Below are 25,817 nucleotides of genomic sequence, written 5' to 3'. Positions count from 1 at the left end.
CGGAGAGCTTTTCAGCTGTCGTAGCGCCTACACCAGACCCCCGCAATGGATTCCATTGCGGGGGTTTCGGATCAGGTGGTGAAGAGGTCCTGCCAGGTCTCCTCACCGGTACGCGGCACGAGGTCGGACTGCCGGTACACCTTGCCGTCCGGAGTGGCGTACCGCCCCGTCCGCGGGTCATAGGTCGCGATCGCGACCGACGGACCGCCAGATCCGTTGGGAGTGAACGCGCTCGGCGCCATCGTCGGAGCGTTTGCGCTGGGCGGTACCTCGGCAACCGGCGCCTCCGCAGGCGGTGCTTCAGCAGGCGCTTCAGCAGGCGCTTCAACAGCAGGCGGTGCCTCATCCGGCGGCACGGCCGCCGGCGGCATCGGCGTGCCCTCTACCGGACCGTGGATGAACGCGTCGCGATCGACACGCGAATCCGGCGCGATCCCTTGAGCCAGCAGATTCGGATCGATCGGGTACGGGCCGAGGGCATGCTGGCGCATCGCCAACGGTTCGTACGGACGGTCGCTGTTACAGATTTCGACTGTGGGCGCACGCTTTCCCGGTTGGCCCATGCACGGGTAGTTGCGCGCGCCGCGGACACCGATCGGTGAATCCTGTGGCAGCTTGCAGTACAGGCCGTCGGGGGTGTCGATGTCGCTGGTGTCCTCAGGAGACCGCCACGCTGACGGCGGAAGGAATCCGACCGTGCAAGCCGGCGGATCTCCGACGTTGAGGGTGAAGTCGCCCAACGACATTCCGGTCGGATTGTTCTTGGGCGCACCGTATGACTGCGTGGCAGCGATGGACGGTGGCAGAAGCACCAGGAGTTGCTCGAGCGCGGGATGGTAGGTCACTCCCACCTGTCCGAGGCTGGAGAGGTTGGCCAGCAACAGCGGCAGCGTGGGCTTGACCTGATTGAACAACCGGGATGCTTCGTCAGCCGTGCCCGGCCCGTCCTTGAGCAGGGTGCGCACGTGCTGGTCGTCGTCGGCGACCTGCTTGGTGATTCCGGCCATGCTGCGCGCCCACGTACGGATCGCATCGACTGATTCGGCCTGCCCGTCGAGCAGTGGCGCGCCGTCGTCGATGAGGGCACGGGCCTGATCGGAGGCGGCGTTCGCCTCGGCGATCAGTCGCGACGAAGAGTCCAGCAGCGATCCCATGTCGTTTCCGGAACCGTTGAAGGCCTTGAAGGTTTCGTCGAGCAGCGGGCTGATCTTGTCCTTCGGGATGCTGGCCATGAGCGAACTGACCTGATCGAGCATCGGGCCGACTGCCTGAGGGATCGACGTGTTGGATGCCGGGATCACCGACCCATCGTGCAGATAGGGACCCGAGTCGTTGCGGGGTTGCAGATCGACATACTGCTCGCCCACCGCCGACACGCTCAGGACCGCTGCGTGCAGGTCCGCGGGCACCTTGGGCGACGTGTCCAGTGACAGTGTGGCTTCCGCTCCGTGCCGGGTGGGCCTCACCTCGGTGACCTTCCCGATCTGCACACCGCGATAGGTCACGTTCGAGAACTGGTAGAGCCCACCGGTTCCTGGCAGCTGCAGGGTCACCGTCATCCGCCCGATGCCCAGCAGAGTCGGTGCTTGCAGATAGACCATGCCCATCAGGGCCATGCCGATCACGGAGGCGACGGCGAAGATGGCCAGCTGGATTCTGACAAAACGGGTGAGCATCAGTTGCCACCTTCATTCGGTGCCACAGGGTCAGACGGCGCCGGCGCGATGGGCGAATCAGATTGCGGCGCAGGCACTGCCGACGGGTCCGACGGATCGTGCTCGCCGGACTGCACCACCGGAGCCGCTGGGGCGGATTGACCATCGTCCGGAATCGGATCAACCAGCGGTGGCACCGTGGCCACCGCCGCTGGTGGCGGTGGCGTCAGCGGCATACCCAGCGGATCCTTCGTGTAATTGGCGAACCAGGGGTCTCCGGGCGCCGGCGTGAGGGGCAGCCCCTCCTGGCCCCAACGGGTGCCCAGGAACAACCCTCGCTTCAGCCGCGGAACGGTGAAGTCGAAGGTGATGAACTGGTTGAGGTAGTCGCCGCGGATCGCCCGGTCGATGAAGTTCTGCGGGTATGGATACGTCGGTGCGTATGCCAGCACCGTGCCCAGATTCGGCCCGACGTCGGCTAGTGCCTTGACTGTTGGCTCGAGGTTGCGCAGGTTGGTCAGCAAGTCGTCGCGCGTGGCGTGGATGAGATTGGTCGCGGTATCGCTGAACCGCCCGAACTTCTCCAACGCCGTGGTGATCTGTGGGCGCTGTTTCACCAGGACGTCCAGTGCTGGAGGGATCCGTTGCAGCGCCGTGGTGATCACTTCCTGTTGTCCGGCCAGCGTGCCCGCCAGCCGGTTCAGTGCCGTGATCGAGGCGTTGATGTCGTCACGCTGGTCGGCGAACATTCCGACGATGTCGTCAAGGCGCGTGAGCAGATCACGGATCTTGTCTTCACGGCCGTTGAGCGCGGCGTTGAATTCGGTTACCAGGTCACCGATCTTGCCGAGCCCGCCACCGTTGACGAGCACCGAGAGCGACGACAGGGTCTGTTCGGTCGACGGATACGTCGACGTGCGATTGAGCGCGAGGGTGGCGCCAGGGGTCAGCCGCCCGGACGGAGGCTCGCCCACCGGCGGATCGAGGGCGATGTGCATGGAGCCCAGCAGGCTGGTCTGCCCGACGGTGGCGACCGCGTTGGACGGGACGACGATGTCGGGCTTGACCGAAACCTCGACGTCCGCGTTCCAGCCCTTGACCACCATGCGGGAGACGCTGCCCACGATGACGTCACCGATCATGACCGGTGAATTGGCTTCCAAGGTACCGATATTGGCGAGTTCGACGTGATAGACCGTCGCGTCGGCCCCGCGTCCGACCGTGCCGGGCAGAGGCAGTGAATTCAGTCCGTGGAATGCACAGCCTGTCAGCGTGGCCACCGAGCAGGCGGCCACCGCGGTCAGGCGGGTCAGTGAGCGCCGCGTGATCATGGGGTGCCTCCTGGGGCCGGCGGTGCGGGCATGGGTGCGGCTTCGGCGGGAAGCAGCATGTCTCGCAGTGTCTTCGGCCCTTGTCCCGGCGCATCAGCAGGGATCGGCGCACCGGGGTACAACGCGGGTGCGGGGTTCCCGGGAAAACCGTTCGGTACGTATGCACCAGGCGGCCCCGGAGGTGCACCCCATCCGGCCGGCGGCGGCACGTCACCGGCTCCGGTGTAGGCCGACACCGCCGGCGGTTGATCCGCGTAGGGCTGAGGATGTCCGCCGGCTCCGCCCGGAGCGAGGTCGGGATCGGTGTACACCAGGTTCTCCGGGCTCGGCGCCTTCTTCAGGTAGGCGTTGAACGGCATCGGCATGTAGTTGAAGTTGATCAACGACAGGGCCGGTCCGAGGTACTGCGAGCACAACTTGGACGACTCCGCAGCTGTCGCATTCTTCACCGCCGAGATGGCCGAGCACACCACGGAGACCGGATCGGAGAAGTTCGACAGCGCGAAGGCACCGACGGCGGTGCCGCTGTCAGGGTTGTAGATGTTGTAGCCGTTGGCGATCGCGTTGGGTGCGACGTGCAGAACGTTCTCGAGCTTGCTCTTGTTGTCCACCAGGTTCTGGGTAACGCTGTTCAACCGCTCCAGCTGCTCGGCGGTCTGATCACGGCTGCCCTCGATGAAGCGCCGGACGTTGCCGACGGCGTCCGCGAGGTTGGTGAGGGCGCCGTCCAGGTCAGAACGACTCCCGTCGACGACACTTGTGACGCTGGCGAGATGGCCCTGGAACTCCACGATCTGGGTATTGCTGTCACGCAGCGCGGTGACGAAGACCTGAAGGTTCTTGATGATGCCGACGACGTCACCGCTACCCTGACCCAGAATCTTTGCGACACCGGACAACTGGCTGATCGCCTCGTGCAGCTTCTCGCCGTTGCCGTTCATCGCCGCGGCGGCGCTGTCGACGAAGCGGCTCAGCGACGTGGCCGACGCTCCGTTGAGCGGTCCCAGATCGGATGCCAACCGCATGAGCTGGTCCTTGACCTGGTCCCACTCGACCGGAACCGCGGTGCGCTCCACACCGATCCGCGCTCCGTCGGCCATCGTCGGCCCCGTGTCTTCATAGGCCGGCGTCAGCTGGACATACCGTGCGGCAACCAGGTTCTGTGCCATCAGGATCGCCTTGGCATCGGCCGGCACTTTCACGTCGTGGTCGATCGCGAGGGTGATTCGCGCCTGGCCGCCCACCGGTTCGATGCTCTTGATGGAGCCGACCTTGACCCCGGCCACGCGAACCTCGTCGCCCGGGTAGATCGCCGTGGCCGACGTGAAGTATGCGGTGATGGTGGTCGGCTTGAAGACGGTCTGCCGCACGATCACCACCGCGCCGGCCAATGCCAGCACGGCGAGCATTACCAGCGCGGCGCGGCTGATCCGCTTTCGATTGCGGGCGATCATCGACTTCCTCCCGGAATGCCGTTGTGGGGCCAGGGGAATTCGGCGCGGGGACCCGCGTTGTCCGGTGGTTGCCCGGCATTGGTGCCGCGCCGGAACCCGAAGGCGTAGTCGAGGAACGGCTGAAGTGTCTGTGCCGGCAGGAGGTTTCCGACAAACGCGTTGTAGTACCAACCATTGTTCACCGACTCGCCCTGGGTCACTTGGTATTTGGCGAGGCCGGCCAGCGCACCGGCGATGTTGTCGCGATTCTTCTCCAGCATCGCGGTCACCGAGTTGAGCTGTTTGAGGGTGGGTGCGAGTTCTTCTTCGTTGTCGTGAACGAGTCCGGACAGCTGTTGGGACAGCGCCGACGTGTTGGCCAGCAGGTTGACGATCGCGTATCTGCGTTGATCGAGCACCCCGGTCAATGCGTTCGCATCCAGCAGCAGCGTGTTGACCTGCTCACTTCGCTTCGACAGGATCCCGGTTACATCGGCAGCGCTCTTGAGCAGGTTGGACAGCGACTCGTTGCGGCTGTTCAGCGTTTCCGACAGCCGGGACAGCCCCTCGAACGTCGGCCCCAACTGCGGCGCCATCCGATCGATGGTGTCCGACAACGTATCCAGGGACTGGGTGAGCGCTGCGGTGTCGGTACCTGCGGTGTTGTTCGTGAAGTCACCGACGGCGTTGGTCAATGAGTAGGGCGACGCGGTCCTGGTGATGGGGATCGTGTCCGCGGCATGCATCGTGCCCGCGCCGGCCGGTTCCAGGGTGAGCATCCTGGCACCGAGCATCGTCCCGGTGCGAATGTGTGCGGTGGTGTCTGAGCCGAGACGCACCTGGCTGTCGACGGTGAAGGTCACGAGCGCCTTGCCGTGGCTCAGGCTGACATCGGTGACGAGCCCCTTGGTGACCCCGGAGATCTTGACGTCGTTACCGGTGGTGAGACCACCTGCCTCGGCGAACAGTGCGTGGTATTTGACCGAACTGGCCCATGACCACAGCGCCTGCGGCTGCAATCCCACGGCGATGATCAGTGCGATCAGCACGATGCCGATGAGTCCGCTGCGGATGAGGTGCGCTCCACGGTATTTCAGCATCAGGGCTCCCCACAGCGTCCGGTGTTCTGCATGATCCACGGGAAGTACGCGGTGCGCCCCTGCAGGTCGGTGACGCGGACGTTCATGCCGCACAGGTACTGATTGATGAAGCTGCCGTACGCGCCCAACCGGACCAGCTTGCGGTAGTTCTTCGGTGCGTTCTGCAACGACAGGTCCAGACGCGCCATGTCGTCTTCATTGGAGAGCAACGGCGCAAGGCGCGTCAGTTGATCCACCGTGCCCGACAGCGGCGGGCGGGCCTGTGTCATCAGGTCCGTCAACGATGCGGTGCCGTTGTCGAGCGCGGTGATGGCCTCTCCGACGGGATCGCGTTCCTGCGACAGACCGGTGATGAGTTGTTGGAGTTGATCGACGGCGCCGGAGAACTTGTCGCCGTCCTTGGCGACTGTTGCCACAGCGGTTTTCAGGTTGTCGATCAGCTGCTGCACGGTCTGCCCGTTGTCGGCGAGCGCCTTCGTGAACGACGTCGTATGGGCCATCAGTGATTCGACCGTGCCCCCCTGGCCCTGCAGGATCTGGATCAGCGAGTTGGTCAGGGCGTTGACGTTCTGGGCGTTGAGACCCTGGATGACCGGCTTGAGCCCGCCGAGCAGCAGGTCGAGGTCCAGCGCCGGCTCGGTCCGGTCGACCGGAATCCGTGAACCGGGCGGCTGGATCTTGGTCGATCCCGGACCCTCCAGCAGCTCCAAGTAGCGGTTGCCGACCAGATCCAGATAACGCACCGCGATCTTGGTGGCCGTCGTCATCACGACTTCACGGTCCGAGTCGAAGTGCACCAGCACGGTGTTGTCGGGTTGCAGCGCAACGTCGTTGACCGTACCGACGCGGATACCGGCTACCCGGACCGAGTCTCCGGCCTTCAGGCTCGATGCGTCGGTGAACACGGCCGAGTAGCCGTTGGTCGCCCCGGTGCGGTACTGGCCCATGATCGCGAACAACGCCCCGGTCAGGAGCAGCATCGTCACTCCGAACACGCCGAACTTGACAGCGGTCCCGCGGCTTCGCGTCATCCCGGTTGTCCTATCTGCGTGGTGTTGCGTGGCGGGCCGTCGAGCGGGCCGTACAGCGCCTGCTTGAGTGCGTCGGAGTTCAACAAGATCCCCTGATTGCCGTACTGCGCTGGGTTGGCATCGATATCGGTCACCACGAACGGTGGCCGCTTCTCGAAGCCGACCTCGGGCAGGCCCTGACACTGCGGGCCACCGGTGGCGGCCACCTTCGGCAGGTTGCCCGGGAAGCGGTAGCGTTCGGTGCCCAGCAGGAACGAGTCCAGCAGCATGACACCCGGCAGCGGCTGGGGCGGCCCGAGCGCCAGCGGCTCCATGCCCTTGAGCGCACAGTTGAGCGCCGGGTTGTACTGGCCGAGCAAGTTCGTGGTCGGTACCAGCAGGCGCATGGCATCGGTGACCCCGGCACTGTTGGTCGCCACGACGTCGTTGCCGACGTCGGCAAGCCCGATCGCGCTGATCAGCAAGGCGTCCAGATCGTCTCGGCGATCGGAGATCGTATCGCTGAGCTGTGTCGCGTTGCGAACGGTGTCCATCAGGTCCGGTCCGGCGTCCGCGTAAGCGTTGAACACCTGTGGTGCCACAGCCATCTCATGGCTCAGCGCCGGCAGGCTTGGCGCGAACTTGGCCAGCATGTCGTCCAGATCGACCAGGGTCTGCCCCAGCTTGTCGCCGCGGCCGTCGACGGCCTGGGCCATCGCGCCGAGCGTCTCGTTCAGCTTCTCCGGTTGGATCTGCGCCAGCACCGATACCAACTGCTCGAACACCGTGTTGATCTCGACGGTCGTGTGGGTGGCGTCGAGCACCTGGCCGGCGTACATCGACTCCTGCGACGGTTCCGCCGGCGGGACCAGCTGGACGAACTTGGCGCCGAACACCGTGCTCGACGCGATCTCGACACCGGTATTGGCCGGAATCAACTGCAGGTCTGCGGGATTCATCGCCAATCGCAGGGCTGCCTGCCCGTCCGGCAGCGGATCGATGGCGACCACCTTGCCGACCTGCGCACCGTGCAGCTTCACCTTGGCGTCGGCGTTCATCACCAGGCCGGCGCGCGGGGAGATGACGGTCACCGAGGCGGTGGGCGCGACCCCACCGCGGAACAGCACGATGGACCCGGTGACGATCGCGGCGATCACCACGACCGTGATCAGTCCGCACAGTTGACGTTTGGCGTCACGCGACATCAGATGCCTTCTCTAGCCGGAGAGGTTGAAGTTGCCGTTGGAGCCGTAGACGGCCAGCGAGATCAACAGGGTGATCGAGACGACGACGATCAGCGACGTCCGGACCGCGTTGCCGACCGCCACGCCGACACCGGCTGGGCCGCCGGTGGCGAAGAATCCGTAGTAGGTGTGCACCAACAGGATTGCCAACGCCATCAGCAACGCCTGCAGGAACGACCAGAGCAGATCGATCGGGTTGAGGAACGTGCTGAAGTAGTGACTGTACAGACCGCCCGACTGTCCGAGCAGAACGACGGTGGTGAACTGACTGGCCAGGAAGGACAGGATCACCGCGATCGAGTACAGCGGGGTGATCGCGATCATCCCGGCCACGATGCGAGTGGACACCAGGTACTCGACGGGCCGGATCGCCATCGCTTCCAAGGCGTCGACCTCTTCGTTGATCCGCATCGCGCCGAGCTGCGCGGTGACACCGGCACCGAAGGTGGCGGCCAGACCGATACCGGCGACGATGGGCGCCGAGATCCTGACGTTGATGAACGCCGCGAGGAATCCGGTGAGCGCTTCGATGCCGATGTTGCCCAGCGAGCTGTAACCCTGGATGGCCAGGACCCCACCCGTGGCCAGGGTCAGGAACCCGACGATCACGACGGTTCCGCCGATCATCGCCAATGTTCCTGCACCCATGCTGATTTCGGCGATCAGCCGAATGACTTCCTTGCGGTAGTGCGCGGCCGCGAACGGTACGCCCGCCAAGGCGCGGCCGTAGAACAGGACATGGTCGCCGATGCCGCCCAGCACCGCCCCGGGCCGTCGAACCGCCCGGGACAAGCGCGGGTAGGCCGACTGGAGTACTGCCGTCGTCGCCGTCATCGGGTGGTCATCTGGATACCGATGGCGGTGACCACCACGTTGACGACGAACAATGCCATGAAGGCATAGACCACTGTTTCGTTGACGGCGTTGCCGACCGCTTTGGCACCTCCGCCCGAGACGGTCAGCCCGCGGTAGCAGGCGACCAGTCCCGCGATCAGGCCGAAGAGAGCCGCCTTGACGCAGGAGATGACGACCTCCGGAATGCCGGTGAGCAAGGTGATACCGGCGGCGAACGCGCCGGGGTTGACGTCTTGGACGAACACCGAAAACAGGTATCCGCCAAGGATTCCGATGATCACGACGACGCTGTTGAGTAGCAGCGCAACCAGACCCGAGGCCAGCATCCGCGGAGTGACCAGGCGCTGTATCGGATTGATGCCCAGCACCTCCATGGCGTCGATCTCTTCACGCACGGTGCGCGATCCCAGATCGGCACACATGGCGGTGGCCCCGGCACCGGCGACGATCAACACCGTCACCATGGGCCCGACCTGGGTCACGGCACCGAACGCCGCGCCTGCCCCGGAGAGGTCTGCCGCGCCCAGTTCACGAAGCAGGATGTTCAGGGTGAACGACACCAGGACGGTGAACGGGATCGCCACCAGCAGTGTCGGCGCCATGGATACCCGTGCCACGAACCAGGATTGGTCAAGGAATTCGCGCCATTGGAATGGTCTGCGCACCACGAATCTGGCGGCATCCACCGACATGGCGAACAACCCACCCACCCCCTCGAGTGGGCCGGCGAGTTGTCGCTGCAACATCGGGCTCTCCTTTTCCGCATGCGAGTCACTCCGGGGCGCCGGTATGACCTGGAACACGTCTAGACCGGGAACCATCGCAGTTCACAACCGAGCACACCATCGGATGTCCCACCTACCGGGAATACCGCCCCCGCCGCCCCAGACGGCCACTCGTCACCGGTCAGCGGGACACGCCATTGCCTGCCGCGCGAGCGCGTGTGAGGGTGGAAGCATCGGGCCCGCCAACATGAAGGAAGATGCATGTCAGATCCTGCGGCGATCATCAACGATGCCGGTGCGGCGGATACGCTGCGTGAGATCAACACGAGCGCGGGCGTTTTGCGCTACTACGACATGGGCGACGGCCCCACCGTTCTGTTCCTGCACGGATCAGGGCCAGGCGTCACGGGCTGGCGCAACTTCCGAGGCGTGCTGCCGACGTTCGCCGAACGCTTCCGATGCGTCGTCCTGGAATTCCCCGGCTTCGGCGTCTCAGACGACTGGGGTGGGCACCCCATGGTCACCGCGCAAGGCGCGGTGGTTCCCTTCCTGGATGCCCTCGATATCGAGCGAGTGGACATCGTCGGCAACTCCATGGGCGGCGGTGTCGGCATCAACACGGCGATCAACGCACCCGAGCGCGTCGGTCGCCTCGTGACGATCGGCGGTATCGGCACGACGATCTTCTCCCCCGGGCCCAGCGAAGGCATCCGCCTGCTTCAGGAATTCACCGAGGATCCCACCCGGCAGCGCCTGGTCGACTGGCTGCGCTCCATGGTCTACGACCAGGCGCTGGTCACCGAGGAGCTCATCGAGGAGCGGTGGACGCTGGCGACCGATCCCGAGACGCTGGCCGCCGCCCGCCGCATGTACGGGAAAGCGGCGTTCGCGGCGATGATGGCGTCGATGGCCGCATCGGATCTGCCCATGCCGTGGGCACGGATGCACAAGGTTTCTGCCCCAACACTTTTGACATGGGGCCGTGACGACCGTGTCAGTCCGCTGGACATGTCGCTGATTCCGATGCGCACCATTCCCAATGCGGAGCTACACGTGTTCCCCAACTGTGGGCACTGGGCGATGATCGAGGCGAAAGCTGCATTCGAGTCGGTTGTGACCGCGTTCTTGACCCGCACGGATTAGGCCCCGCGGGGAGCCTGGCGCGCAACCTCCAGCGGCTGTAAACCGGCCAGCACCATACCGATTCCGGACCGGTGCGCGAGGACCAACTCGTCGAGTTCGTGCGGTTCCTTGGCGTCGGCCCACCAGATGTAGGCGTTGCTGCTGGCGTGGACGATCAGTCTGCTCGGCAGCGACCGGGTGAACGGATCCTCCGCCAATTCGAAATGGCCTGCCAGGAACTCGGTGATGGCGTCGGCGAGGCCTTCACTCCATTCCATCCAGCGCAAGCGGTACTGCGGGGTCTCGGCAACGAGGGACATGAGTTTCCGGGCCATTTCGACCGGCTGCAGGTTCTGCGTCTCAACCGACTGCCGGCGGCGGACTTCGACCGTGAACATGTCGACCAGGACATCTACGGGGTCGGAATCCGCTGCAGCACCGGCCAACAGGCTGCGCATGTGTACCTCGCTTCGCCGGAACAGCGGCCCCAGAACATCTTCTTTCACGGGGAAGTGGCGGTAGAAGGTACGCGTCGCGATGCCGACTTCGGCGCAGATGCGTTCCACGGTCGCCGTGGTGTCTCCGTCCGCGATGAAGATGTCGCGTGCGGTCCTGGCGATGCTCAGCCGCAATTCCTCTGCGCGACGCTCTGTGAGCGTCGGCCCTTTACCTCTGGGCATTCGACGATTGTCGCCGAAGGTGCCGACCGCCGGCCTGGGTGTGACCTGCTTTACTTCGCTGCCTCATTGTGCCTAGACTCACACCTGTCATCTTGTGCCACATATACAGAGTGTGACAGGTATGGAGGGTGGTGTGTCAACGTCGCATGACGACGGAACTCCCATAGTGATGCTCAATCGGGTGGCTGCACTCCTGGACGTTTTCGGTGCCCGACAAACGCTCACGCTGGCCGAGATCAGCCGGTATTCGAACGTGCCCCGCTCATCGGCTCATCGCATCCTGCAAGGTCTGGTCCAGCTGGGCTGGGTCGAACGGCAGGGCGGCGAATACGTGCTCGGGATGAGGATGTTCGAACTCGGCAGCCAGGCGGTGCGGCAACGCCGGGTCCCCGAGGCAGCCCTGCCGGTCATGGCGGACCTGCACCGACGTACCGGCCTGACAGCCCATCTGAGTGTCCTCGCGGATGCCCACGTGTTGCACGTCGAACGCATCGGCTCGTGGCCCAGCAGCGGGAATTGCTGGCAGGTCGGATTCAGGCAGCCCGTGGAACAGAGTGCCCCCGGCCGCGCGCTCCTGGCGCAGATGGACGAGTCCGCCTGGCCAGAGTTGCGATACGCGGTGACATCGCCGTACGGAGTTCGCAACCGGGCGGAGTTGGATCGAAGTCTGGCCGCCGTACGCGCTCGCGGCGGGGTTGCCGTCGATGCCGAAGGTTGTGAGCGGGGAGTCACCGTCGTGGCCGCTCCGATCAGCGCGAGCGAGGGAGGCAATCAATTTGCGCTGTCGCTGTGCGGACCCGCCAGGTCGACTCGGATCGAGCCCGTCGCCGCGGCCGTTCACAGCGCGTCATGGGCTATCTGCCATAGCCTTTCGGATGTGCCCCGCAACGGCGCGCGCCAGTCACGAGCGGCGCATCGAGTGGTCACGCCGGCCATGATCCGTCGAAACGGTGAGGTCACCGTGGCAGCCGCAGGCGGTAGGTGACGAGAACCTAGCGGCGCATGTACTTCACGGCATAGTTGAGAATCCGGGATGTGGGTACCCGCCGAGGCCAATCATCCGGCCGGAAGTGGGCATCTGATCCACCATCGACGAAGATGACGCTGCCGCAGAGGAACTCAGCCGCGTCGGACAGCATGAAGATCATCCATTCCGCAATATGGTCCGGATCGCCGAAGCCCCCGACCGGGACCGGGAAGGACTGCACAGCCTTGGCTTCTCGTGGGGAGGCGAGCTGCTTCTCCAGAAGAGGAGTCCGTACCGCGCCAGGGGCAATCACGTTCAGTCGAATCCCCGCGCCTGCCCAAGTCTGCTGCACCGCAGTGCGCCGCACCCATCGCGATACCGCGATCTTCGATGCGCCGTAGCTGAGCGACGGTGCGACCGCACGGTAGCGATGCAGGGTCTTGACCGCGCGGTCGAGATCGTCGCGCAGCAGAGCCCGCACCGCGCGCACCGGCACCATCGGCATCGTCGTACTCGAATTGCTACCGACGACAACCACTTTTGCGTTGCCGGCGGCAACGAACGCCGAACGCCACTTCTGCAGCAGATCGACCACCCCGAGATAGTTGACCGACAGGATCAGCCGTACTGCGTTGCGGTCCGGCAGCGGGCCGACCCCTGCCGCCATCACTGCGCCGTCGAGCCGACCCTCGGCCAACTCAAGCACCGCAGCGGCGGCGTCCGAACGACCCTGTGCAGTCGAAAGATCCGCGATCACTTCAGCATCGCGCAGATCGACACCGATCACGCGATGCCCGTCGGCCCGCAACCGCTCGGCCGCCGCGCGACCCATCCCGGAGGCCGATCCCGTCACCGCATAGGTACCCATGTTCACCAGTCCTGCCAGGGAATGATCGTGTTCAGTGGCGTGTCGATGACGCATTCTCCGGGTGCGGTTTCAGCCTTGTCAGCCAGCCGCTCCCTGATCCGGTCGGTGACGCGGACCGGATCGTCATCGAGGTAGAGCAGACGGATGCGCAGGCCGCCGGGCGGATCTGCCGCCTCCGAGGAACGGAGGCCGAGCCCGTTGTTCTGGTGGCGAGCCAGCGCGAAAGTCCACGCCCCGGCGACACCGTCCAGTTCCAGAAGAGCCGGGATCGCCACCCGGTCCTCCCACCGGTGATGCTCGTGAGCCTCGGCGGCGTGGGGTTCGGCAAACCGGGTCATCGTCAGATGCAGCCCCTGGTTGGGCCGGTACGGGATCACGCCGGGCGACACCAACGCCGAGGCAGCGGCGTAGCCCTTGACCGGTCGGAAGAACGCGAGCACTGTGCGACGCACGCCGGGGATCATCGGTCCGCGACCCCACTGAAATGAGTCCGCACCGAGTTCCTCCCACTCCCGCACCGACTGCTCCACGGGAGAACGGAACCAGTACATCGCGACATAGTCGGTATCGGCCTGTGCGGGTTCGGCGGTGGACGCGGCGCGACATGCCGCCGGGCGGCTCCACCGGTCACCCCAGGCGACACCGGGTAGTGCGAGATTTTCCGGCCGGTGGTCCAACTGATGCCATTCGTTGTAACGCCGGTGTTCCTCGGCTCCCCCGCAGCCGAGGGCCACGAACGAGAAGAACACCAGCGGGCAATCAGTAGCGGACATGGCGACCTCTCAGATCTGCTCGGGGACAGGCGCTCCCGCCAATCCAAGGTTCAGTAGAGTGTGCGCATACGGGTTCCCGTTGAGCAATCTGCTGGTGCGCGTCGTGATCTGCCATTGCCCGTCGAGACGTTCCAGCGCGAAGTGGTTGGCAGTCGCCCGCCATACTCGATACTCACTCTCGCCCTCGCGTAACAGGACCAGCGATTCGCATACCGCGACAGCGCGGTCGCCGTCAACAGTCACCACCGCCGGGCCGAGAAAATGGCAACAGCCGGCGGCCACCAGATCCTGGTGGCCGGTCGAGCTGACCATCTGATGCACGCCGCCCCGGCCGCTCATCAGCCAGTCCTCGACGTCATAGGTTCCGTCGACCGCCCATAGTGCGGCCGCATTGCCGGCGTTGCCGGCGTCCACCGAAGGGCCGTATGAGGCAATCAGTTTCGTGATGGCCAGTTCATCTTCGAGGCGCTGTAGCCGGATGAGTATCTGCTGTTCGATGGTCATGAACACTGCTCCTCGATGTCACGTAGTCGGGCCAGTTGCTCGCAGTAGTGGTCCACGCTGTCGGCCCGCACTGCGCAGGTAACGGCGGTGGCGCCGGCATCACGAAGTGTCACCAACCGCTTTCGCGTGGCAACGGGGTCTGCCTCCGGATCCACCGTGGCCGAGAGCAACACGTCGAATTCAGCGGGAAGAACGACGCCGTCGAGCAGATCCCGTACCGAATCCGGCACCAGCCCGAACGGCATCCAACCGTCCGCCAGCTCGGTCGCGCGACGCAACGACGCTGCGCTGCGACCACCGACCCAGATGGGCACTCGATCCTGCTGCGCGTAAGGCAGCACTGTCATGTCTTCGTAGTCATAAAAGTGACCGTGGTAGCTCGGCGTGGCACTGGACAATGAGGCTCGCAGCGCGCGCAGCGCATCGTCGGCCCGTGCGGCCCGTTGATCCCAGGACGCGCCAAGAAGGCTGAATTCTTCTTTCAGGGAACCTATTCCGACGCCAAGGACTAACCGGCCCGCACTGACGCGGTCCAGGGTCCCGTAGCGTTTGGCGATCTCCAGCGGGTGGTTGTACCCCAGTACAAGCACCGACGTGGCAAGCCGGATCCGTTGGGTGTGCGCGGCCAGGAATCCCAGCGTTGCCAGCGGATCCCAGTACACTGCACCTCGGGCCGCCGCCTCCGCCGACGGAATGGCAACATGCTCTGAACAAGTCAGGTAGTCGAAGCCGAGATCATCGGCTACCGCCGATATCCGGGCCAGATCGTCGATCCCGGCGTCGGCCTCCCAAGACGAGGCAACACCGGGAACCTGTACCACCACCGGCGTCGACAGGCCCATCCGCACGGTTAGTGTGCCCCTTCAATGAGCGCCGCGATCGCCCGATGAGTTTCCAGCACCACCCGGGATCGGTCCGCAGCGCTGTTGGCCACGGCGCGGTCCGCGTTTCCGCCGGCCACCCATACCGGGCCGTCTGCCAAGTGGGCCAGCCCCTCAGCGGCCACGTCCGCCGGCTCGTTGACCAAGATCCCGGGCGCATCGAAGTTCAGCCCCACCCGCTCCATCGCCGGAGTCCGGGTCACGCCCAGCACCAGCTCGAGCACGTCGACGTTGCGTTCACGCAGTTCCAGCCACAAGCTTTCGGCGAACATCCGGGAGAATGCCTTGGCCCCGGCATAGATGGAGTGCCGCCACGCACCCATGTAGCCCGAGAGTGAGCCGACGATCATGATGCCGCCGCGCCCGCGGTCCGCCATCAGGCGTCCGTAGTGCTGCACCAGCTCAAGCATCCGAGTCACGTTCAGGTCGGTGACCTTCTGAAACTCTGCCAGATCGGTGTCCAGGAACAATTCGTTGCACGTGCTCGCACCGGCGTTGTAGATCAGCAGCCCCACCTCGAGATCAGCGGTGTCTTGAGCGATCCGAGAAACCGACTGCGGATCCAGCAGATCCACCGAGATTGCACGCACCTCGACACCCAGCTCACGGCATTGCTCAGCGGTATCGGACAGCGGACCGGGCTTGCGAGCGATAAGCACCAGATTGAACCCGGCTTCGGCCAGTTGACGGGCGAACTCGGCGCCCACACCTTCGGACCCACCGGCAATCACAGCCCAGGGGCCGTACTTGGCCAGATCAGTCATGTCTCCTCCTAGCGTTGGGTACTTCCGGCGTCAACCGGCAGGCTGACCGCGGTGATATAGCGGGCTTCGTCCGAAGCCAGGAACAAGCTGGCATTCGCGATGTCGACGGGCTGCACCCACGGGACGGTGAGCAGATTCATTTTGGTTGCGGCCGCTGCGAATTCGTCGCGGGTGGGCGGACGGTCCAGGTCGGGCCGGAACCCACTACGGACGACGTCGTTCTGGATCAGTGGCGTGTCGACGTTGGTCGGGTGCACACAGTTGACCCGCACACCATGGGGCACCAAATCATGGGCAAGGTTACGCATCAGTCCGACGACGCCGTGCTTGGCGGCGGTGTAGTGTGCGACGCCCACCAGTCCCCGGAGGCCCGCGATCGAACTGGTCAGCACCATCGAGCCCGCGCCGCGTTTGATCAGGTGAGGCGCCGTGGCAGTGCAGGTGTTCCACACCCCGGTCAGATTGACGTCGAGCATGGTGCGCCACGCCGCCTCGGAGAGTTCGATGGCGGCACCTCGCGACGTGATACCCGCAGTGGCACAGACGATATCGATCCCATCGAACTCTGTGTCGCCGCGGTCGACAACGTCATGGAGTTCGTCCGGGTTCCGGACGTCGACGATCTCGGTGACGATCCGCCCGCCGGCCTGCTCGACGAGACGGGCGGTTTCCGCAAGATCCTCCGGCGTGCTGGATGGCACCTGTACCGACTCGATCGGCCCGCACACATCGATTGCGATGATGTCCGCGCCTTCTTCCGCAAAGCGCACGGCCTGGGCGCGGCCGATGCCGCGCGCAGCACCGGTGATCACGGCGGTCTTGCCCTTCAACCGGCCGGTCATGTCGTCTTCTGGGTCAGGCCGGCGTCGACGACGAGCTGGGTGCCGGTGATGTATCGAGCTTGGTCGGAAGCCAGGAAAACCGCGGCGTTGGCCACGTCGACGGGTTCCACCCACGGCACCGGGAGCAGGTTTCGGGCGGTGAGCACTTCGATCGCATCGGCTTCGGTGGGGTTGTCCAGATCTGGTCGCAACCGCTTATACGTGTCGGGGTTGCGCACCATCGGCGTCGCGACTGCCCCGGGATGGACGGTATTCACCCGGATACGTTGCGGCCCGAGCTCATTGGCGAGCGTGCGGGCCAGCCCCACCGCCGCATGCTTACTCGCGGTGTAGGGCGCCGTGCCGGCTGTGCCGCGTAAACCGTTGGTGGAGCTGATGATCACCACGGATCCGCCGTCGGAGCCGATGTGGGGCACACCGGCTTTGACGGTGTACCAGACACCGGTCAGGTTGACGTCCAGATTGCGTTGCCATTCCTGGGTACTGATCTCCCACGCGGGCCGGTTGGGTGTATGGATACCTGCATTGGCGACGATGACGTCGAGGCGGCCCAATGTCGTCACACCCGAGTCGACCGCGGACGTGACGTCGGCGAGACTGCTGACGTCGGCCGCCCCGACGGCACAACGCCTGCCGCGCTGCCGAACTCGCTCGGCTGTCTCTCGTAGGTCGTCGGTGGCCTCAGTCCGGTCGAGCGCGATGACGTCGGCCCCGGCGTCGGCGAAGCGTTCGCAATGCACGCGCCCGGTACCGCCTCCGGCGCCGGTGACCAGGACGACCTTGCCTGCCAGGTCCGGCACTAGGGCGCCTTCAGCAGATCGAATCCTTTATACCCAGCTGCCGCGGCCTCGTTGCAGATATCGAGGTACACGCCGAAGCCGCCGATGAACAGCATGAACATCCGAGGCTTGCCGGGCACGTTGGCGCCCATGTACCAGGAGTTGGCCTTGGTGAACAGCGTGGCTTCGGCGCGCTGGGCACATTCGGCGATCCAACTGTCCACGGCGTCGGCCGTCGGTTCGATTGCCGCGTAGCTGTTCTGATCGAGATAGGCGATGGCGTCGGCGATCCAGTTCACATGCGCTTCGGCATGCAGAACCATGTTGGCCAGTACGGCGGGTGCGCCGGGGCCGGACACCAGGAACAAACTGGGGAAACCGTCGGTGCCCAAGCCGAGGTAGGTACGTGGACCGTCGGCCCAGTCGTCCACCAGCTTCTCTCCGCCGCGGCCAACGATGTCGATCTTGGCCAGCGTGCCGGTCATGGCGTCGAACCCGGTGGCCAGTACCAGCGCATCGATGTCGTAGTGCGCGTCAGACGTGTTGATGCCGGTTTCGTCGATCGAATCGATCGGCGTTTTCCGGACGCTCACCAGCGTGACATTGCGCCGGTTGAACGTCTGGAAGTAGTTGGTGTCGGTGCAGATCCGTTTTGTGCCGATCGGGTGATCGTCTGGAATCAGCAACTCGGCCAGGTCCGGATCCTCGATCACGGCACGTATCTTGTTCTCGTAGAACTTGCGGGCTTCTTCGTTGGCTTCCAGTGAGACCATCTGGTCGGTGAACGTCTTCGAGAACAGCACGCCGCCTAATTCCCAACGCTTTTCGAAGGCTTCCTGACGTTCTTCAGGCGTGGCTTCCATGGTCAGCTTGGGATGGGCGACGTGGGGCGAGCCGCCACCGCTGCGCCAGGACATCCGGCGACGCTCGGCATAGGTGGCCTTGATCTCCGCGATCTCCTCGGCGGTCAACGGCCGGTTGCCGGCCGGCACACTGTAGTTCGGGGTTCGCTGAAACACATACAGGTGCTCCGCCTGTTCTGCAATGATCGGAATGGACTGGATACCAGACGATCCGGTTCCGATCACGGCGACCCGCTTACCGGTGAAATCCGCATCCTCATGCGGCCAGTGCGCGGTGTGATAGACGTCGCCGGCGAAGCTGTCCAGGCCCAGGAAGTCGGGAGTCATCGCTGCCGACAGCGGGCCGGTGGCCATGACCACGAACCGCGCTTCGACGGTTTCACCGGTATCGGTGGTGACGGTCCAGCGCAGCGTCTGCTCGTCGAGCACCGCTGAACGCACCCTGGTCTCGAACGTGATGTCGCGGCGCAGATCGAGCTTGTCGGCAACCCAGTTGATGTACTTCAGGATTTCGGACTGGGTGGCGTACTTCTCGGTCCAGGTCCATTCCTGTTGGAGTTCGTCGGAGAACGAGTAGCAGTAGTCGACGCTCTCGACGTCACAACGCGCCCCCGGGTAGCGGTTGAAGTACCAGGTGCCACCCACTTCCGGCGCGGCCTCGAAGACTCGCACCGACAGTCCCTGCGACCGGAACTTGTGCAACGCGTACAGGCCACCGAAACCGGCGCCCACCACCACAACATCCACGACGTTCATCGATCCACTGCTCACAGGCCGAACGGTAGGCGCCGATCGCGCGCGCGGCCGCCACAGTTCCCGGTCACCGGACCGCGAGACCTGACGTCCCGACCACCGGAATCGGCGGATCGTCCCATCGGCCGCGTCGACGAGAATCTCGGCCCATGACCGACCCGAGCCTCCAGACCAGACGGAGCGTCGTTGTCACGGTGGCCGATGTCATCGATGAAAGCCCCGACGCTCGTTCTCTGGTCCTCACCGTGCCGCAGGAACAGCAGGAGCGATTTTCCTATCGGCCCGGACAATTTCTGACGCTGCGGGTGCCAAGTGAGCTGACCGGATCGGTGGCGCGGTGCTACTCACTTGCCAGCTCGCCACACACCGATCCGGCACCCAAGGTGACCGTCAAGCGCACTGTCGACGGTTACGGTTCGAATTGGTTGTGCGACAACGTCAGTGTCGGCGACACCCTCGAGGTACTGCCCCCCTCGGGATTGTTCACCCCGGCCAACCTCGACACCGACTTTCTGTTGTGGGCGGCGGGCAGTGGCATTACGCCGGTGATGTCGATCTTGAAGTCGGTGTTGTCGGCCGGCACCGGGCGGGTGGTCCTGTGTTACGCCAACCGCGACGAACGCTCGGTGATCTTCGCCGGCGAACTACGCGAACTTGCCGCCCGCTATGCAGGCCGACTGACGGTGCTGCACTGGCTGGAATCGATTCAGGGCCTGCCGACCCAGACCCAGCTGAGCGGATTCGCCCACACCGTTTTCACCGGGTCCACGGGCTTCGAGGCCTTCGTCTGCGGTCCGGCCCCGTTCATGGCGGTCATCAAGGAGACGCTCGTCGAGGCCGGTGTCACGCGGGACCGGATTCACCTCGAGGTGTTCCAGTCGCTGTCCGGTGACCCGTTCGCCGATGACACCACTGCACCGGCAACAGATTCCGACGAAGATGACGCCGCCGACCTTCAGGTCGATCTGGACGGCACCAGTCACCGGCTGAGATGGCCGCGCCAGGCGACGTTGGTCGACGTGTTGATCCGCTCGGGTGTCGACGTTCCGTATTCCTGCAAGGAGGGACAGTGCGGATCGTGCGCGGCCACGGTGGTACGCGGTGACGTGGACATGGCCGCCTGCGACATTCTCGAACCTGAGGATATCGCCGACGGCGTGATTCTCGGTTGTCAGGCACGGCCGGTCTCCGACGACGTCCACATCGAGTTCTGAGCCGCCCCACGTTTCCACTGACCGGGATTGGCCCCCGCGCCCTGGGTCAAAGCGATACACCATCAGTACAGCCCTCGACGATAGGACCGAACAATGACTGAGCGCGTAATCGACCGGGTGCGCGACCTCGCCGACCAGTTGCGCCACCAGGGCGCCGAAGCCGAGAAGATCGGCAAGCTCACCGACGAGACCGTCAAGATGATGAAGGCGGCGGGAAACATCCGCCTGTTGCAGCCGACGGCGCACGGCGGCTTGGAGGTCCATCCGCGCGAGTTCGCCGAGACCGTGATGGCCACCGCGGCGCTGGACCCCTCGGCCGGATGGATCAACGGCGTGGTGGGCGTGCACCCGTACCAGCTCGCTTACGCCGACCCCAAGGTCGCCGCCGAGATCTGGGCCGAGGACGTCGACACCTGGGTCGCCTCTCCCTACGCTCCGCAGGGTGTGGCCAAGCCCGTCGACGGCGGCTTCGTACTAAACGGCCGCTGGCAGTTCAGCTCGGGCACCGACCACTGCGACTGGATCTTCCTGGGCGCGATGATCGGCGACGCTGAAGGTAAGCCGCTGATGCCGCCGCAGATGCTGCACATGATCCTGCCGCGTAAGGACTACGAGATCGTGGAGGACTCGTGGAATGTCGTGGGGCTGCGCGGAACCGGCTCCAAGGACGTCATCGTCAAGGATGCCTTCGTTCCGTCGTACCGGACGATGGACGCGATGAAGGTCATGGACGGTACCGCTCAGCGCGAAGCCGGGATGACCGAAACCCTTTACCTGATGCCATGGTCGACGATGTTCCCGCTCGGCATCAGCTCAGCCACCATCGGCATCGCCGAGGGCGCGCTGGGCGCCGCGCTCGCTTACCAACGTGAGCGGGTCAACTCCAGCAGCGTGGCGATCAAGGACGACCCCTACGTCATGTACGCGATCGGTGAAGCCGCCGCAGATATCAACGCGGCCCGCCAGGAGTTGCTGGCCAACGCCGACCGCATCTACGACATCGTCGACTCGGGCAAGGAAGTGTCGTTCGAGGACCGGGCCGCGGGCCGGCGCACCCAGGTGCGGGCGGTGTGGCGCGCGGTGTCAGCGGTCGACGAGATCTTCGCCCGCTGCGGCGGCAATGCCGCGCGGATGGACAAACCGCTGCAACGGTATTGGCGCGACGTGCATGTCGGCCAAGCACACGCCATCCACGTCCCGGGCACGGTCTATCACGCATCGGCCCTCAGCTCACTGGGCGTGGACCCGCAGGGCCCGCTGCGGGCGATGATCTGAGAGGACAGCGCACATGGGATTGATCAAGAGTCTGGGCTACGTCACCGTTGCCACCTCCGACATCGAGCGCTGGCGGCACTTCGCCTTCGACGTGCTCGGCTTCGCCCAGGGCACCGGGCCCGACGAGTCCGCGCTGTACCTGCGTATGGACGAGCGTGCCGCCCGCATCATCGTGGTACCCGGAGAGTCCGACAAGGTCGTCACTGTCGGCTGGGAGGTGCGTGACCACGCCGACCTGGAGCAGGTGAAGGCCGCCCTGGATACCGCGGGGGTGCCGTTCAAGCAGCTGTCACTCGAAGAGACGGATGCCCGCCGGGTCGAGGAGGCCATCGCCTTCGAGGATCCGGCCGGCACCTCGCTCGAGGTGTTCCATGGCGCGGTCCTGGATCACTCCCCCGTCGTCACACCGCACGGCGCGAAATTCGTCACCGGCGACCAGGGCCTGGGCCACGTGGTGCTGCCCGCCCTCGACGTCAACGGCTTGTTCGAGTTCTACACCGAGGTGCTGGGTTTCAAGTCCCGCGGAGCATTCCGCGTTCCGGTGCCGCCGGAGTTCGGACCGGTCCGCGTGCGGTTCATGGGTGTCAACGAGCGCCATCACAGCCTGGCTATCTGCCCCGCGCAAACCCTGCGCGATCCGGGCCTCATCCATCTCATGGTCGAGGTCGACACCCTCGATGCGGTGGGCCAGGCCCTGGACCGGGTCAATGGCGAAGGATTCCAGCTGTCGTCGACACTGGGTCGGCACACCAACGACAAGATGGTGTCGTTCTACGTGCGCGCTCCGGGTGACTGGGACATCGAGTTCGGCACCGAGGGCATGCGGGTCGACGAAACCTATTACACAGCAGAGGAAATCACCGCCGACAGCTACTGGGGACACCAGTGGGTCACCGATCTACCGAAGGCCATGCAACCGTGATGCTCACTGACGACATCCAGCCGATCCCGGTCAGCGCGATCACCGAGTGGGCCGACGAGGCCGACGTGGTGATCGCCGGTTACGGGGTGGCCGGCGCCGCCGCCGCGGTGGAGGCGACGCGGGCCGGGGCCGACGTACTGGTACTGGAACGCACCGGCTCATGGGGCGGAGCCGCCTCGATGGCAGGTGGCTTCATCTATCTCGGCGGTGGGACCGAGATCCAAAAAGCCTGCGGGTTCGAAGATTCCGTCGAGAACATGGCCGCGTTCCTCAACGCCGCCATGGGCCCCGGCGCTGATGCCGCGCGCATCGCAGATTACTGCGAGGGCAGCGTCGCGCACTTCGACTGGCTCGTGGGCTGCGGCGTGCCGTTCAAAGCCGAGTTCTTCGGCGAGCCCGGCTGGGAGCCGATGGGCGACCAGGGCCTCATGTACAGCGGTGGCGAGAATGCCTACCCGTTCAACACCATCGCGACGCCGGCCCCGCGCGGGCACGTCCCGCAGATGCAGAACAAGAAGCAGGGCGAGTCCAGCGCGGGTTACATGCTGATGAAGGGCCTCGTCGACACCGCGACCGCAGCCGGGGCCCGCTCGCTGTACGACGTGCGGGTGCAGGCCCTGATCGTCGAATCCGACGGTCGCGTCGTTGGCATCCGGACCCGTCGCTACGGCACCACGATGGATATCCGGGCCCGACGCGGAGTTGTGATGGCCACCGGTAGCTTCGCCTACAACGACGCCATGGTCGCCCAGTACGCCCCGCGCATTGCCGGGCGGCCGGCCGCCTCGATCGAGCAGCACGACGGGCAGGCCATCCGGATGGCGCAGGCGCTCGGCGCCGATCTGGCCCACATGGACGCCACCGAGGTGGCCCTGTTCATCGACCCGCAGCAGTTGGTGCGCGGGATTTTGGTCAACGAACGTGGCCAGCGTTATGTCGCCGAGGACACCTACCCCGGCCGGGCCGGCCAGTTGACGCTGTACCACCAGAACAACACCGCCTACCTGATCATCGACGGCGATGCCCAGGATGAGGCGATGGCCTCACTCTCTCCCCAGCTGATGATGCGGCCGCCGACCTGGGTGGCCGACACCATCGCCGATCTGGAGGCCGAGATCGGGCTGCCGCAGAATTCGTTGCAAGCCACCGTCGATGCCTACAACGAGGGCGCGTCGCGCGGCGAGGACCCGCTGCTGCACAAGAAACCGCAGTGGCTCAAGCCGATCAAATTTCCGGTGGGTGCGATCGACCTCCGCGAGAGCACCGGCGGTTTCACCCTCGGCGGCCTGCACACCACCCTCGACGCCGAGGTACTGCACGTCAGCGGCGAGCCGATCCCGGGCCTGTTCGCCGCCGGGCGCTGCACCGCCGGCCTGGCCGCCTGGGGCTACGCCAGTGGAGTATCGCTGGGCGATGGAAGTTTCTACGGTCGCCGGGCCGGGCGGACCGCGGCCGCATCCGCCTGACTCCAGCTACGAAAAGATCGCGAGACTCGCACGGTGTCTCGCGATCTTTTCGTATTCGGGATGTGTCTCTAGACCGCACGAGCGATTCCTAGGCTGATCAGCGCTCGGTCGGAGTCCTCTCGGCCGCAACGGTTTTAGCCCAGCGGTAATCGGCCTTACCCGACGGTGAGCGTTGCAGCGCGGCCACCCGGATGATCGCTTTGGGGAGCTTGTAACGGGCCACCGATTGCGCGCACACCGCAAGCAATTCCTCATCTGAGGGATCCGCACTGTCGACGAGTTGCACGATGGCAACGACCTCGTTGCCCCAACGCTCCGACGGCCGGCCGGCCACGACGACATCGCGGACATCGCGATGCTCGGCCATGGCGGCCTCGACTTCTTCGGCGAAAATCTTCTCACCACCGGAATTGATTGTCACCGAGTCCCGACCCAACAACTCGATACTTCCGTCCGCGAGGTAACGTGCACGGTCGCCGGGAACCGACCAGCGGATGCCGTCGATGACCGGGAACGTGCGGGCAGTCTTCTCGCCGTCACCCAAATAGCCGAGTGGGATCAGCGCGCGTCGCGCCAGCCAGCCCTCGCCCTGCCCAGGGGAGAGAACAGAGCTGAAATCGGTTGCAACGACCGCTGTTTCGGCGTTCGGCAGGAACCGCCCCATATCGATCGGTGCGTCGGGTGTCGACACCGCACTCATCTGCAGCCCGGACTCCGACGCCCCCGCATTGTCGAGGAACATCACATGGGGCAACTGCGCAAGGAATCGGCGGCGCACGGCAGAGGTGAGCGCGGCGCCGCCGTTGCTGATCGAGATCAGACCGGACAGGTCGTAGTTGCCCCGCTCGAGTTCCTCGACCAGCGGGCGGGCGATCGCATCACCGACCACCGGGATGCTCAGCACCCGCTCGCGCTCCGCAAGCCGCAGGATCTGGTCCGATTTGACAGCCACGACGTCGTCGGGGAAGGCCACCCAACCGCCGAGTGAAAAGATGTTGAACACGCCCCACTGCGCGGCACCGTGCATGAGCGGCGGGACCAGTAGGACGGAGCTGAACCCTGCAGCAGCCTTGGCGCGTTCGGCAAGCTCGGAGTACGAGCCCAGCGCATCGTCGCTGCCGAAATTCCGCCCACCCATGGACGACACGAAGATGTCGTGCTGGCGCCACAGCACACACTTGGGCATCCCGGTTGTCCCGCCGGTGTAGAGCAAATAAAGATCGTCAGGACTGGGAGTGGGCATTCCGCCCACCGGAACGTTTGTGTGAATGACTGATTCGTAGGCGACAGCGCCGGGGAGCAGCTGGTTACCAGACTCGTCGGCGACCTGGATCAAATGCTCGAGGTGCGGAAGCCGGTCGCGGATCGCGGCGACGCTTGGCGCGAACTCGGCGTGGTACACCAGGGCGCGCGCCCGAGAGTTCTCCAGCAGGTAGACCAGCTCGGCCTCGACGTAGCGGTAATTGACGTTGAACGGCGCCACCCGGGCCCGGTAACTGCCGATCATCGACTCGAGATACTCATTGCCATTGCGCAAGTAGAGCCCGACGTGATCCTGACCGGATTCGTGATCGGCCAAGTCGGCCCGCTCGGTGTGGCAACCCAACCCGGCCGAGACCAGATAGTGTGCGAAACCGTCGGCGCGCGCGTTCAATTCGCCGTACGTGAACTCGCGATCGCGCCAGATCAGCGCCCGGTGGCCGGGCAAAGTCTCGGCCAAAGTGGCGAAAACGGCAGAGAGATTGAATCCAGTCATCAAGCACCTTTCGGAAATAGACATCGGAGTTCGGC

The 25,817-nt window shown here is 65.0% G+C and carries 24 protein-coding genes; 6 read left to right on the top strand and 18 right to left on the bottom strand.

What is annotated here, in order from left to right:
* Positions 1 to 71 precede the first annotated feature (71 nt).
* The 8 genes from QQ25_RS04505 to QQ25_RS04470 are packed head-to-tail and all read right to left on the bottom strand — an operon-like array spanning position 72 to position 9,374.
* Positions 72 to 1,676 (bottom strand): MCE family protein, encoded by a 1,605-nt coding sequence (locus QQ25_RS04505; RefSeq protein ID WP_039377471.1) that lies wholly within the window; start codon positions 1,674 to 1,676, stop codon positions 72 to 74.
* Positions 1,676 to 2,986, bottom strand: coding sequence for an MCE family protein (locus QQ25_RS04500; RefSeq protein ID WP_039314174.1), 1,311 nt, complete (start codon positions 2,984 to 2,986; stop codon positions 1,676 to 1,678). The genes QQ25_RS04505 and QQ25_RS04500 overlap by 1 nt, the downstream gene beginning before the upstream one ends.
* Positions 2,983 to 4,440 carry an MCE family protein gene (locus tag QQ25_RS04495; protein ID WP_039377469.1) on the bottom strand — a complete coding sequence of 486 codons (1,458 nt, stop codon included), beginning with the start codon at positions 4,438 to 4,440 and terminating at the stop codon, positions 2,983 to 2,985. Before QQ25_RS04495 ends, QQ25_RS04500 begins: the two co-directional genes overlap by 4 nt.
* Positions 4,437 to 5,519 carry an MCE family protein gene (locus QQ25_RS04490; RefSeq protein WP_039377793.1) on the bottom strand — a complete coding sequence of 361 codons (1,083 nt, stop codon included), beginning with the start codon at positions 5,517 to 5,519 and terminating at the stop codon, positions 4,437 to 4,439. Before QQ25_RS04490 ends, QQ25_RS04495 begins: the two co-directional genes overlap by 4 nt.
* On the bottom strand, positions 5,519 to 6,550 hold the full coding sequence (locus QQ25_RS04485) for an MCE family protein (protein ID WP_039377467.1): 1,032 nt from the start codon (positions 6,548 to 6,550) through the stop codon (positions 5,519 to 5,521). The genes QQ25_RS04490 and QQ25_RS04485 overlap by 1 nt, the downstream gene beginning before the upstream one ends.
* Positions 6,547 to 7,734: an MCE family protein gene (locus tag QQ25_RS04480; RefSeq protein WP_039377466.1), complete on the bottom strand. Its 1,188-nt coding sequence runs from the start codon at positions 7,732 to 7,734 to the stop codon at positions 6,547 to 6,549. The genes QQ25_RS04485 and QQ25_RS04480 overlap by 4 nt, the downstream gene beginning before the upstream one ends.
* Before the next feature lie 12 nt (positions 7,735 to 7,746).
* Positions 7,747 to 8,607 carry an ABC transporter permease gene (locus tag QQ25_RS04475; protein ID WP_039377464.1) on the bottom strand — a complete coding sequence of 287 codons (861 nt, stop codon included), beginning with the start codon at positions 8,605 to 8,607 and terminating at the stop codon, positions 7,747 to 7,749.
* The gene (locus QQ25_RS04470; protein WP_029110801.1) at positions 8,604 to 9,374 is read right to left on the bottom strand and encodes an MlaE family ABC transporter permease; all 771 of its coding nucleotides are present in this window, start codon (positions 9,372 to 9,374) and stop codon (positions 8,604 to 8,606) included. The genes QQ25_RS04475 and QQ25_RS04470 overlap by 4 nt, the downstream gene beginning before the upstream one ends.
* 240 nt (positions 9,375 to 9,614) lie before the next feature.
* Here QQ25_RS04470 and QQ25_RS04465 point away from each other — a divergent pair, with 240 nt between their 5' ends.
* Positions 9,615 to 10,496 (top strand): alpha/beta fold hydrolase, encoded by an 882-nt coding sequence (locus QQ25_RS04465; RefSeq protein ID WP_052235615.1) that lies wholly within the window; start codon positions 9,615 to 9,617, stop codon positions 10,494 to 10,496.
* Here the strand turns inward: QQ25_RS04465 and QQ25_RS04460 are convergent.
* A complete protein-coding gene (locus QQ25_RS04460) occupies positions 10,493 to 11,155 on the bottom strand; it encodes a TetR/AcrR family transcriptional regulator (protein ID WP_039377461.1) in 663 nt (220 codons plus the stop codon). The two genes, QQ25_RS04465 and QQ25_RS04460, sit on opposite strands and share 4 nt — an antisense overlap.
* Before the next feature lie 133 nt (positions 11,156 to 11,288).
* Between QQ25_RS04460 and QQ25_RS04455 the strand changes: the two genes are divergently transcribed.
* Complete coding sequence (locus QQ25_RS04455; RefSeq protein ID WP_039377791.1) at positions 11,289 to 12,140, top strand: IclR family transcriptional regulator; 852 nt, start codon at positions 11,289 to 11,291, stop codon at positions 12,138 to 12,140.
* 7 nt (positions 12,141 to 12,147) lie between these two features.
* Here the strand turns inward: QQ25_RS04455 and QQ25_RS04450 are convergent, their stop codons facing one another.
* The 8 genes from QQ25_RS04450 to QQ25_RS04415 are packed head-to-tail and all read right to left on the bottom strand — an operon-like array spanning position 12,148 to position 19,152.
* On the bottom strand, positions 12,148 to 12,990 hold the full coding sequence (locus QQ25_RS04450) for an SDR family oxidoreductase (protein WP_039377459.1): 843 nt from the start codon (positions 12,988 to 12,990) through the stop codon (positions 12,148 to 12,150).
* A 2-nt stretch (positions 12,991 to 12,992) separates the two neighbouring features.
* Positions 12,993 to 13,763: a hypothetical protein gene (locus tag QQ25_RS04445; RefSeq protein ID WP_039377456.1), complete on the bottom strand. Its 771-nt coding sequence runs from the start codon at positions 13,761 to 13,763 to the stop codon at positions 12,993 to 12,995.
* Positions 13,764 to 13,772: 9 nt separating this feature from the next.
* A complete protein-coding gene (locus QQ25_RS04440) occupies positions 13,773 to 14,267 on the bottom strand; it encodes a nuclear transport factor 2 family protein (protein WP_039377454.1) in 495 nt (164 codons plus the stop codon).
* Positions 14,264 to 15,115, bottom strand: a complete 852-nt coding sequence (locus tag QQ25_RS04435) for a TIGR03619 family F420-dependent LLM class oxidoreductase (protein ID WP_039377452.1) — start codon at positions 15,113 to 15,115, stop codon at positions 14,264 to 14,266. The genes QQ25_RS04440 and QQ25_RS04435 overlap by 4 nt, the downstream gene beginning before the upstream one ends.
* Positions 15,116 to 15,117: 2 nt before the next feature.
* Positions 15,118 to 15,912, bottom strand: coding sequence for an SDR family NAD(P)-dependent oxidoreductase (locus QQ25_RS04430; RefSeq protein WP_039377450.1), 795 nt, complete (start codon positions 15,910 to 15,912; stop codon positions 15,118 to 15,120).
* Positions 15,913 to 15,920: 8 nt separating this feature from the next.
* Positions 15,921 to 16,754 (bottom strand): mycofactocin-coupled SDR family oxidoreductase, encoded by an 834-nt coding sequence (locus QQ25_RS04425; protein WP_039377448.1) that lies wholly within the window; start codon positions 16,752 to 16,754, stop codon positions 15,921 to 15,923.
* Positions 16,751 to 17,554: a mycofactocin-coupled SDR family oxidoreductase gene (locus tag QQ25_RS04420; RefSeq protein ID WP_039377446.1), complete on the bottom strand. Its 804-nt coding sequence runs from the start codon at positions 17,552 to 17,554 to the stop codon at positions 16,751 to 16,753. Before QQ25_RS04420 ends, QQ25_RS04425 begins: the two co-directional genes overlap by 4 nt.
* A complete protein-coding gene (locus tag QQ25_RS04415) occupies positions 17,554 to 19,152 on the bottom strand; it encodes a flavin-containing monooxygenase (protein ID WP_039377444.1) in 1,599 nt (532 codons plus the stop codon). Before QQ25_RS04415 ends, QQ25_RS04420 begins: the two co-directional genes overlap by 1 nt.
* Positions 19,153 to 19,298: 146 nt before the next feature.
* Between QQ25_RS04415 and QQ25_RS04410 the strand changes: the two genes are divergently transcribed.
* From QQ25_RS04410 to QQ25_RS04395, 4 genes are all read left to right on the top strand, one after another.
* The gene (locus QQ25_RS04410) at positions 19,299 to 20,363 is read left to right on the top strand and encodes a ferredoxin--NADP reductase (protein WP_039377442.1); all 1,065 of its coding nucleotides are present in this window, start codon (positions 19,299 to 19,301) and stop codon (positions 20,361 to 20,363) included.
* A gap of 93 nt (positions 20,364 to 20,456) precedes the next feature.
* Positions 20,457 to 21,638, top strand: coding sequence for an acyl-CoA dehydrogenase family protein (locus tag QQ25_RS04405; RefSeq protein WP_039377440.1), 1,182 nt, complete (start codon positions 20,457 to 20,459; stop codon positions 21,636 to 21,638).
* A gap of 13 nt (positions 21,639 to 21,651) precedes the next feature.
* Positions 21,652 to 22,560 carry a biphenyl-2,3-diol 1,2-dioxygenase gene (gene bphC, locus QQ25_RS04400; protein ID WP_039377438.1) on the top strand — a complete coding sequence of 303 codons (909 nt, stop codon included), beginning with the start codon at positions 21,652 to 21,654 and terminating at the stop codon, positions 22,558 to 22,560.
* Entirely contained in the window at positions 22,560 to 24,026 is a 1,467-nt protein-coding gene (locus tag QQ25_RS04395; RefSeq protein WP_039377436.1) for an FAD-dependent oxidoreductase, read from the top strand. The genes bphC and QQ25_RS04395 overlap by 1 nt, the downstream gene beginning before the upstream one ends.
* A gap of 97 nt (positions 24,027 to 24,123) precedes the next feature.
* On the opposite strand, the gene QQ25_RS04390 is transcribed toward QQ25_RS04395, so the two are convergent.
* Positions 24,124 to 25,782, bottom strand: coding sequence for an acyl-CoA synthetase (locus QQ25_RS04390; RefSeq protein ID WP_082017405.1), 1,659 nt, complete (start codon positions 25,780 to 25,782; stop codon positions 24,124 to 24,126).
* Between the last annotated feature and the right edge of the window lie 35 nt (positions 25,783 to 25,817).

It is taken from the genome of Mycolicibacterium setense, assembly GCF_000805385.1.
GTDB lineage: Bacteria > Actinomycetota > Actinomycetes > Mycobacteriales > Mycobacteriaceae > Mycobacterium > Mycobacterium setense.
This window is presented reverse-complemented; position numbering and strand designations above follow the sequence as displayed.

Bases quoted from the DNA above. Each gene is read 5' to 3' on its own strand.
- QQ25_RS04505 (WP_039377471.1), bottom strand. From the start codon at position 1,676: ATGCTCACCCGTTTTGTCAGAATCCAGCTGGCCATCTTCGCCGTCGCC.
- QQ25_RS04500 (WP_039314174.1), bottom strand. From the start codon at position 2,986: ATGATCACGCGGCGCTCACTGACCCGCCTGACCGCGGTGGCCGCCTGC.
- QQ25_RS04495 (WP_039377469.1), bottom strand. From the start codon at position 4,440: ATGATCGCCCGCAATCGAAAGCGGATCAGCCGCGCCGCGCTGGTAATG.
- QQ25_RS04490 (WP_039377793.1), bottom strand. From the start codon at position 5,519: ATGCTGAAATACCGTGGAGCGCACCTCATCCGCAGCGGACTCATCGGC.
- QQ25_RS04485 (WP_039377467.1), bottom strand. From the start codon at position 6,550: ATGACGCGAAGCCGCGGGACCGCTGTCAAGTTCGGCGTGTTCGGAGTG.
- QQ25_RS04480 (WP_039377466.1), bottom strand. From the start codon at position 7,734: ATGTCGCGTGACGCCAAACGTCAACTGTGCGGACTGATCACGGTCGTG.
- QQ25_RS04475 (WP_039377464.1), bottom strand. From the start codon at position 8,607: ATGACGGCGACGACGGCAGTACTCCAGTCGGCCTACCCGCGCTTGTCC.
- QQ25_RS04470 (WP_029110801.1), bottom strand. From the start codon at position 9,374: ATGTTGCAGCGACAACTCGCCGGCCCACTCGAGGGGGTGGGTGGGTTG.
- QQ25_RS04465 (WP_052235615.1), top strand. From the start codon at position 9,615: ATGTCAGATCCTGCGGCGATCATCAACGATGCCGGTGCGGCGGATACG.
- QQ25_RS04460 (WP_039377461.1), bottom strand. From the start codon at position 11,155: ATGCCCAGAGGTAAAGGGCCGACGCTCACAGAGCGTCGCGCAGAGGAA.
- QQ25_RS04450 (WP_039377459.1), bottom strand. From the start codon at position 12,990: ATGGGTACCTATGCGGTGACGGGATCGGCCTCCGGGATGGGTCGCGCG.
- QQ25_RS04445 (WP_039377456.1), bottom strand. From the start codon at position 13,763: ATGTCCGCTACTGATTGCCCGCTGGTGTTCTTCTCGTTCGTGGCCCTC.
- QQ25_RS04440 (WP_039377454.1), bottom strand. From the start codon at position 14,267: ATGACCATCGAACAGCAGATACTCATCCGGCTACAGCGCCTCGAAGAT.
- QQ25_RS04430 (WP_039377450.1), bottom strand. From the start codon at position 15,912: ATGACTGATCTGGCCAAGTACGGCCCCTGGGCTGTGATTGCCGGTGGG.
- QQ25_RS04425 (WP_039377448.1), bottom strand. From the start codon at position 16,754: ATGACCGGCCGGTTGAAGGGCAAGACCGCCGTGATCACCGGTGCTGCG.
- QQ25_RS04415 (WP_039377444.1), bottom strand. From the start codon at position 19,152: ATGAACGTCGTGGATGTTGTGGTGGTGGGCGCCGGTTTCGGTGGCCTG.
- QQ25_RS04410 (WP_039377442.1), top strand. From the start codon at position 19,299: ATGACCGACCCGAGCCTCCAGACCAGACGGAGCGTCGTTGTCACGGTG.
- QQ25_RS04405 (WP_039377440.1), top strand. From the start codon at position 20,457: ATGACTGAGCGCGTAATCGACCGGGTGCGCGACCTCGCCGACCAGTTG.
- bphC (WP_039377438.1), top strand. From the start codon at position 21,652: ATGGGATTGATCAAGAGTCTGGGCTACGTCACCGTTGCCACCTCCGAC.
- QQ25_RS04395 (WP_039377436.1), top strand. From the start codon at position 22,560: ATGCTCACTGACGACATCCAGCCGATCCCGGTCAGCGCGATCACCGAG.
- QQ25_RS04390 (WP_082017405.1), bottom strand. From the start codon at position 25,782: ATGACTGGATTCAATCTCTCTGCCGTTTTCGCCACTTTGGCCGAGACT.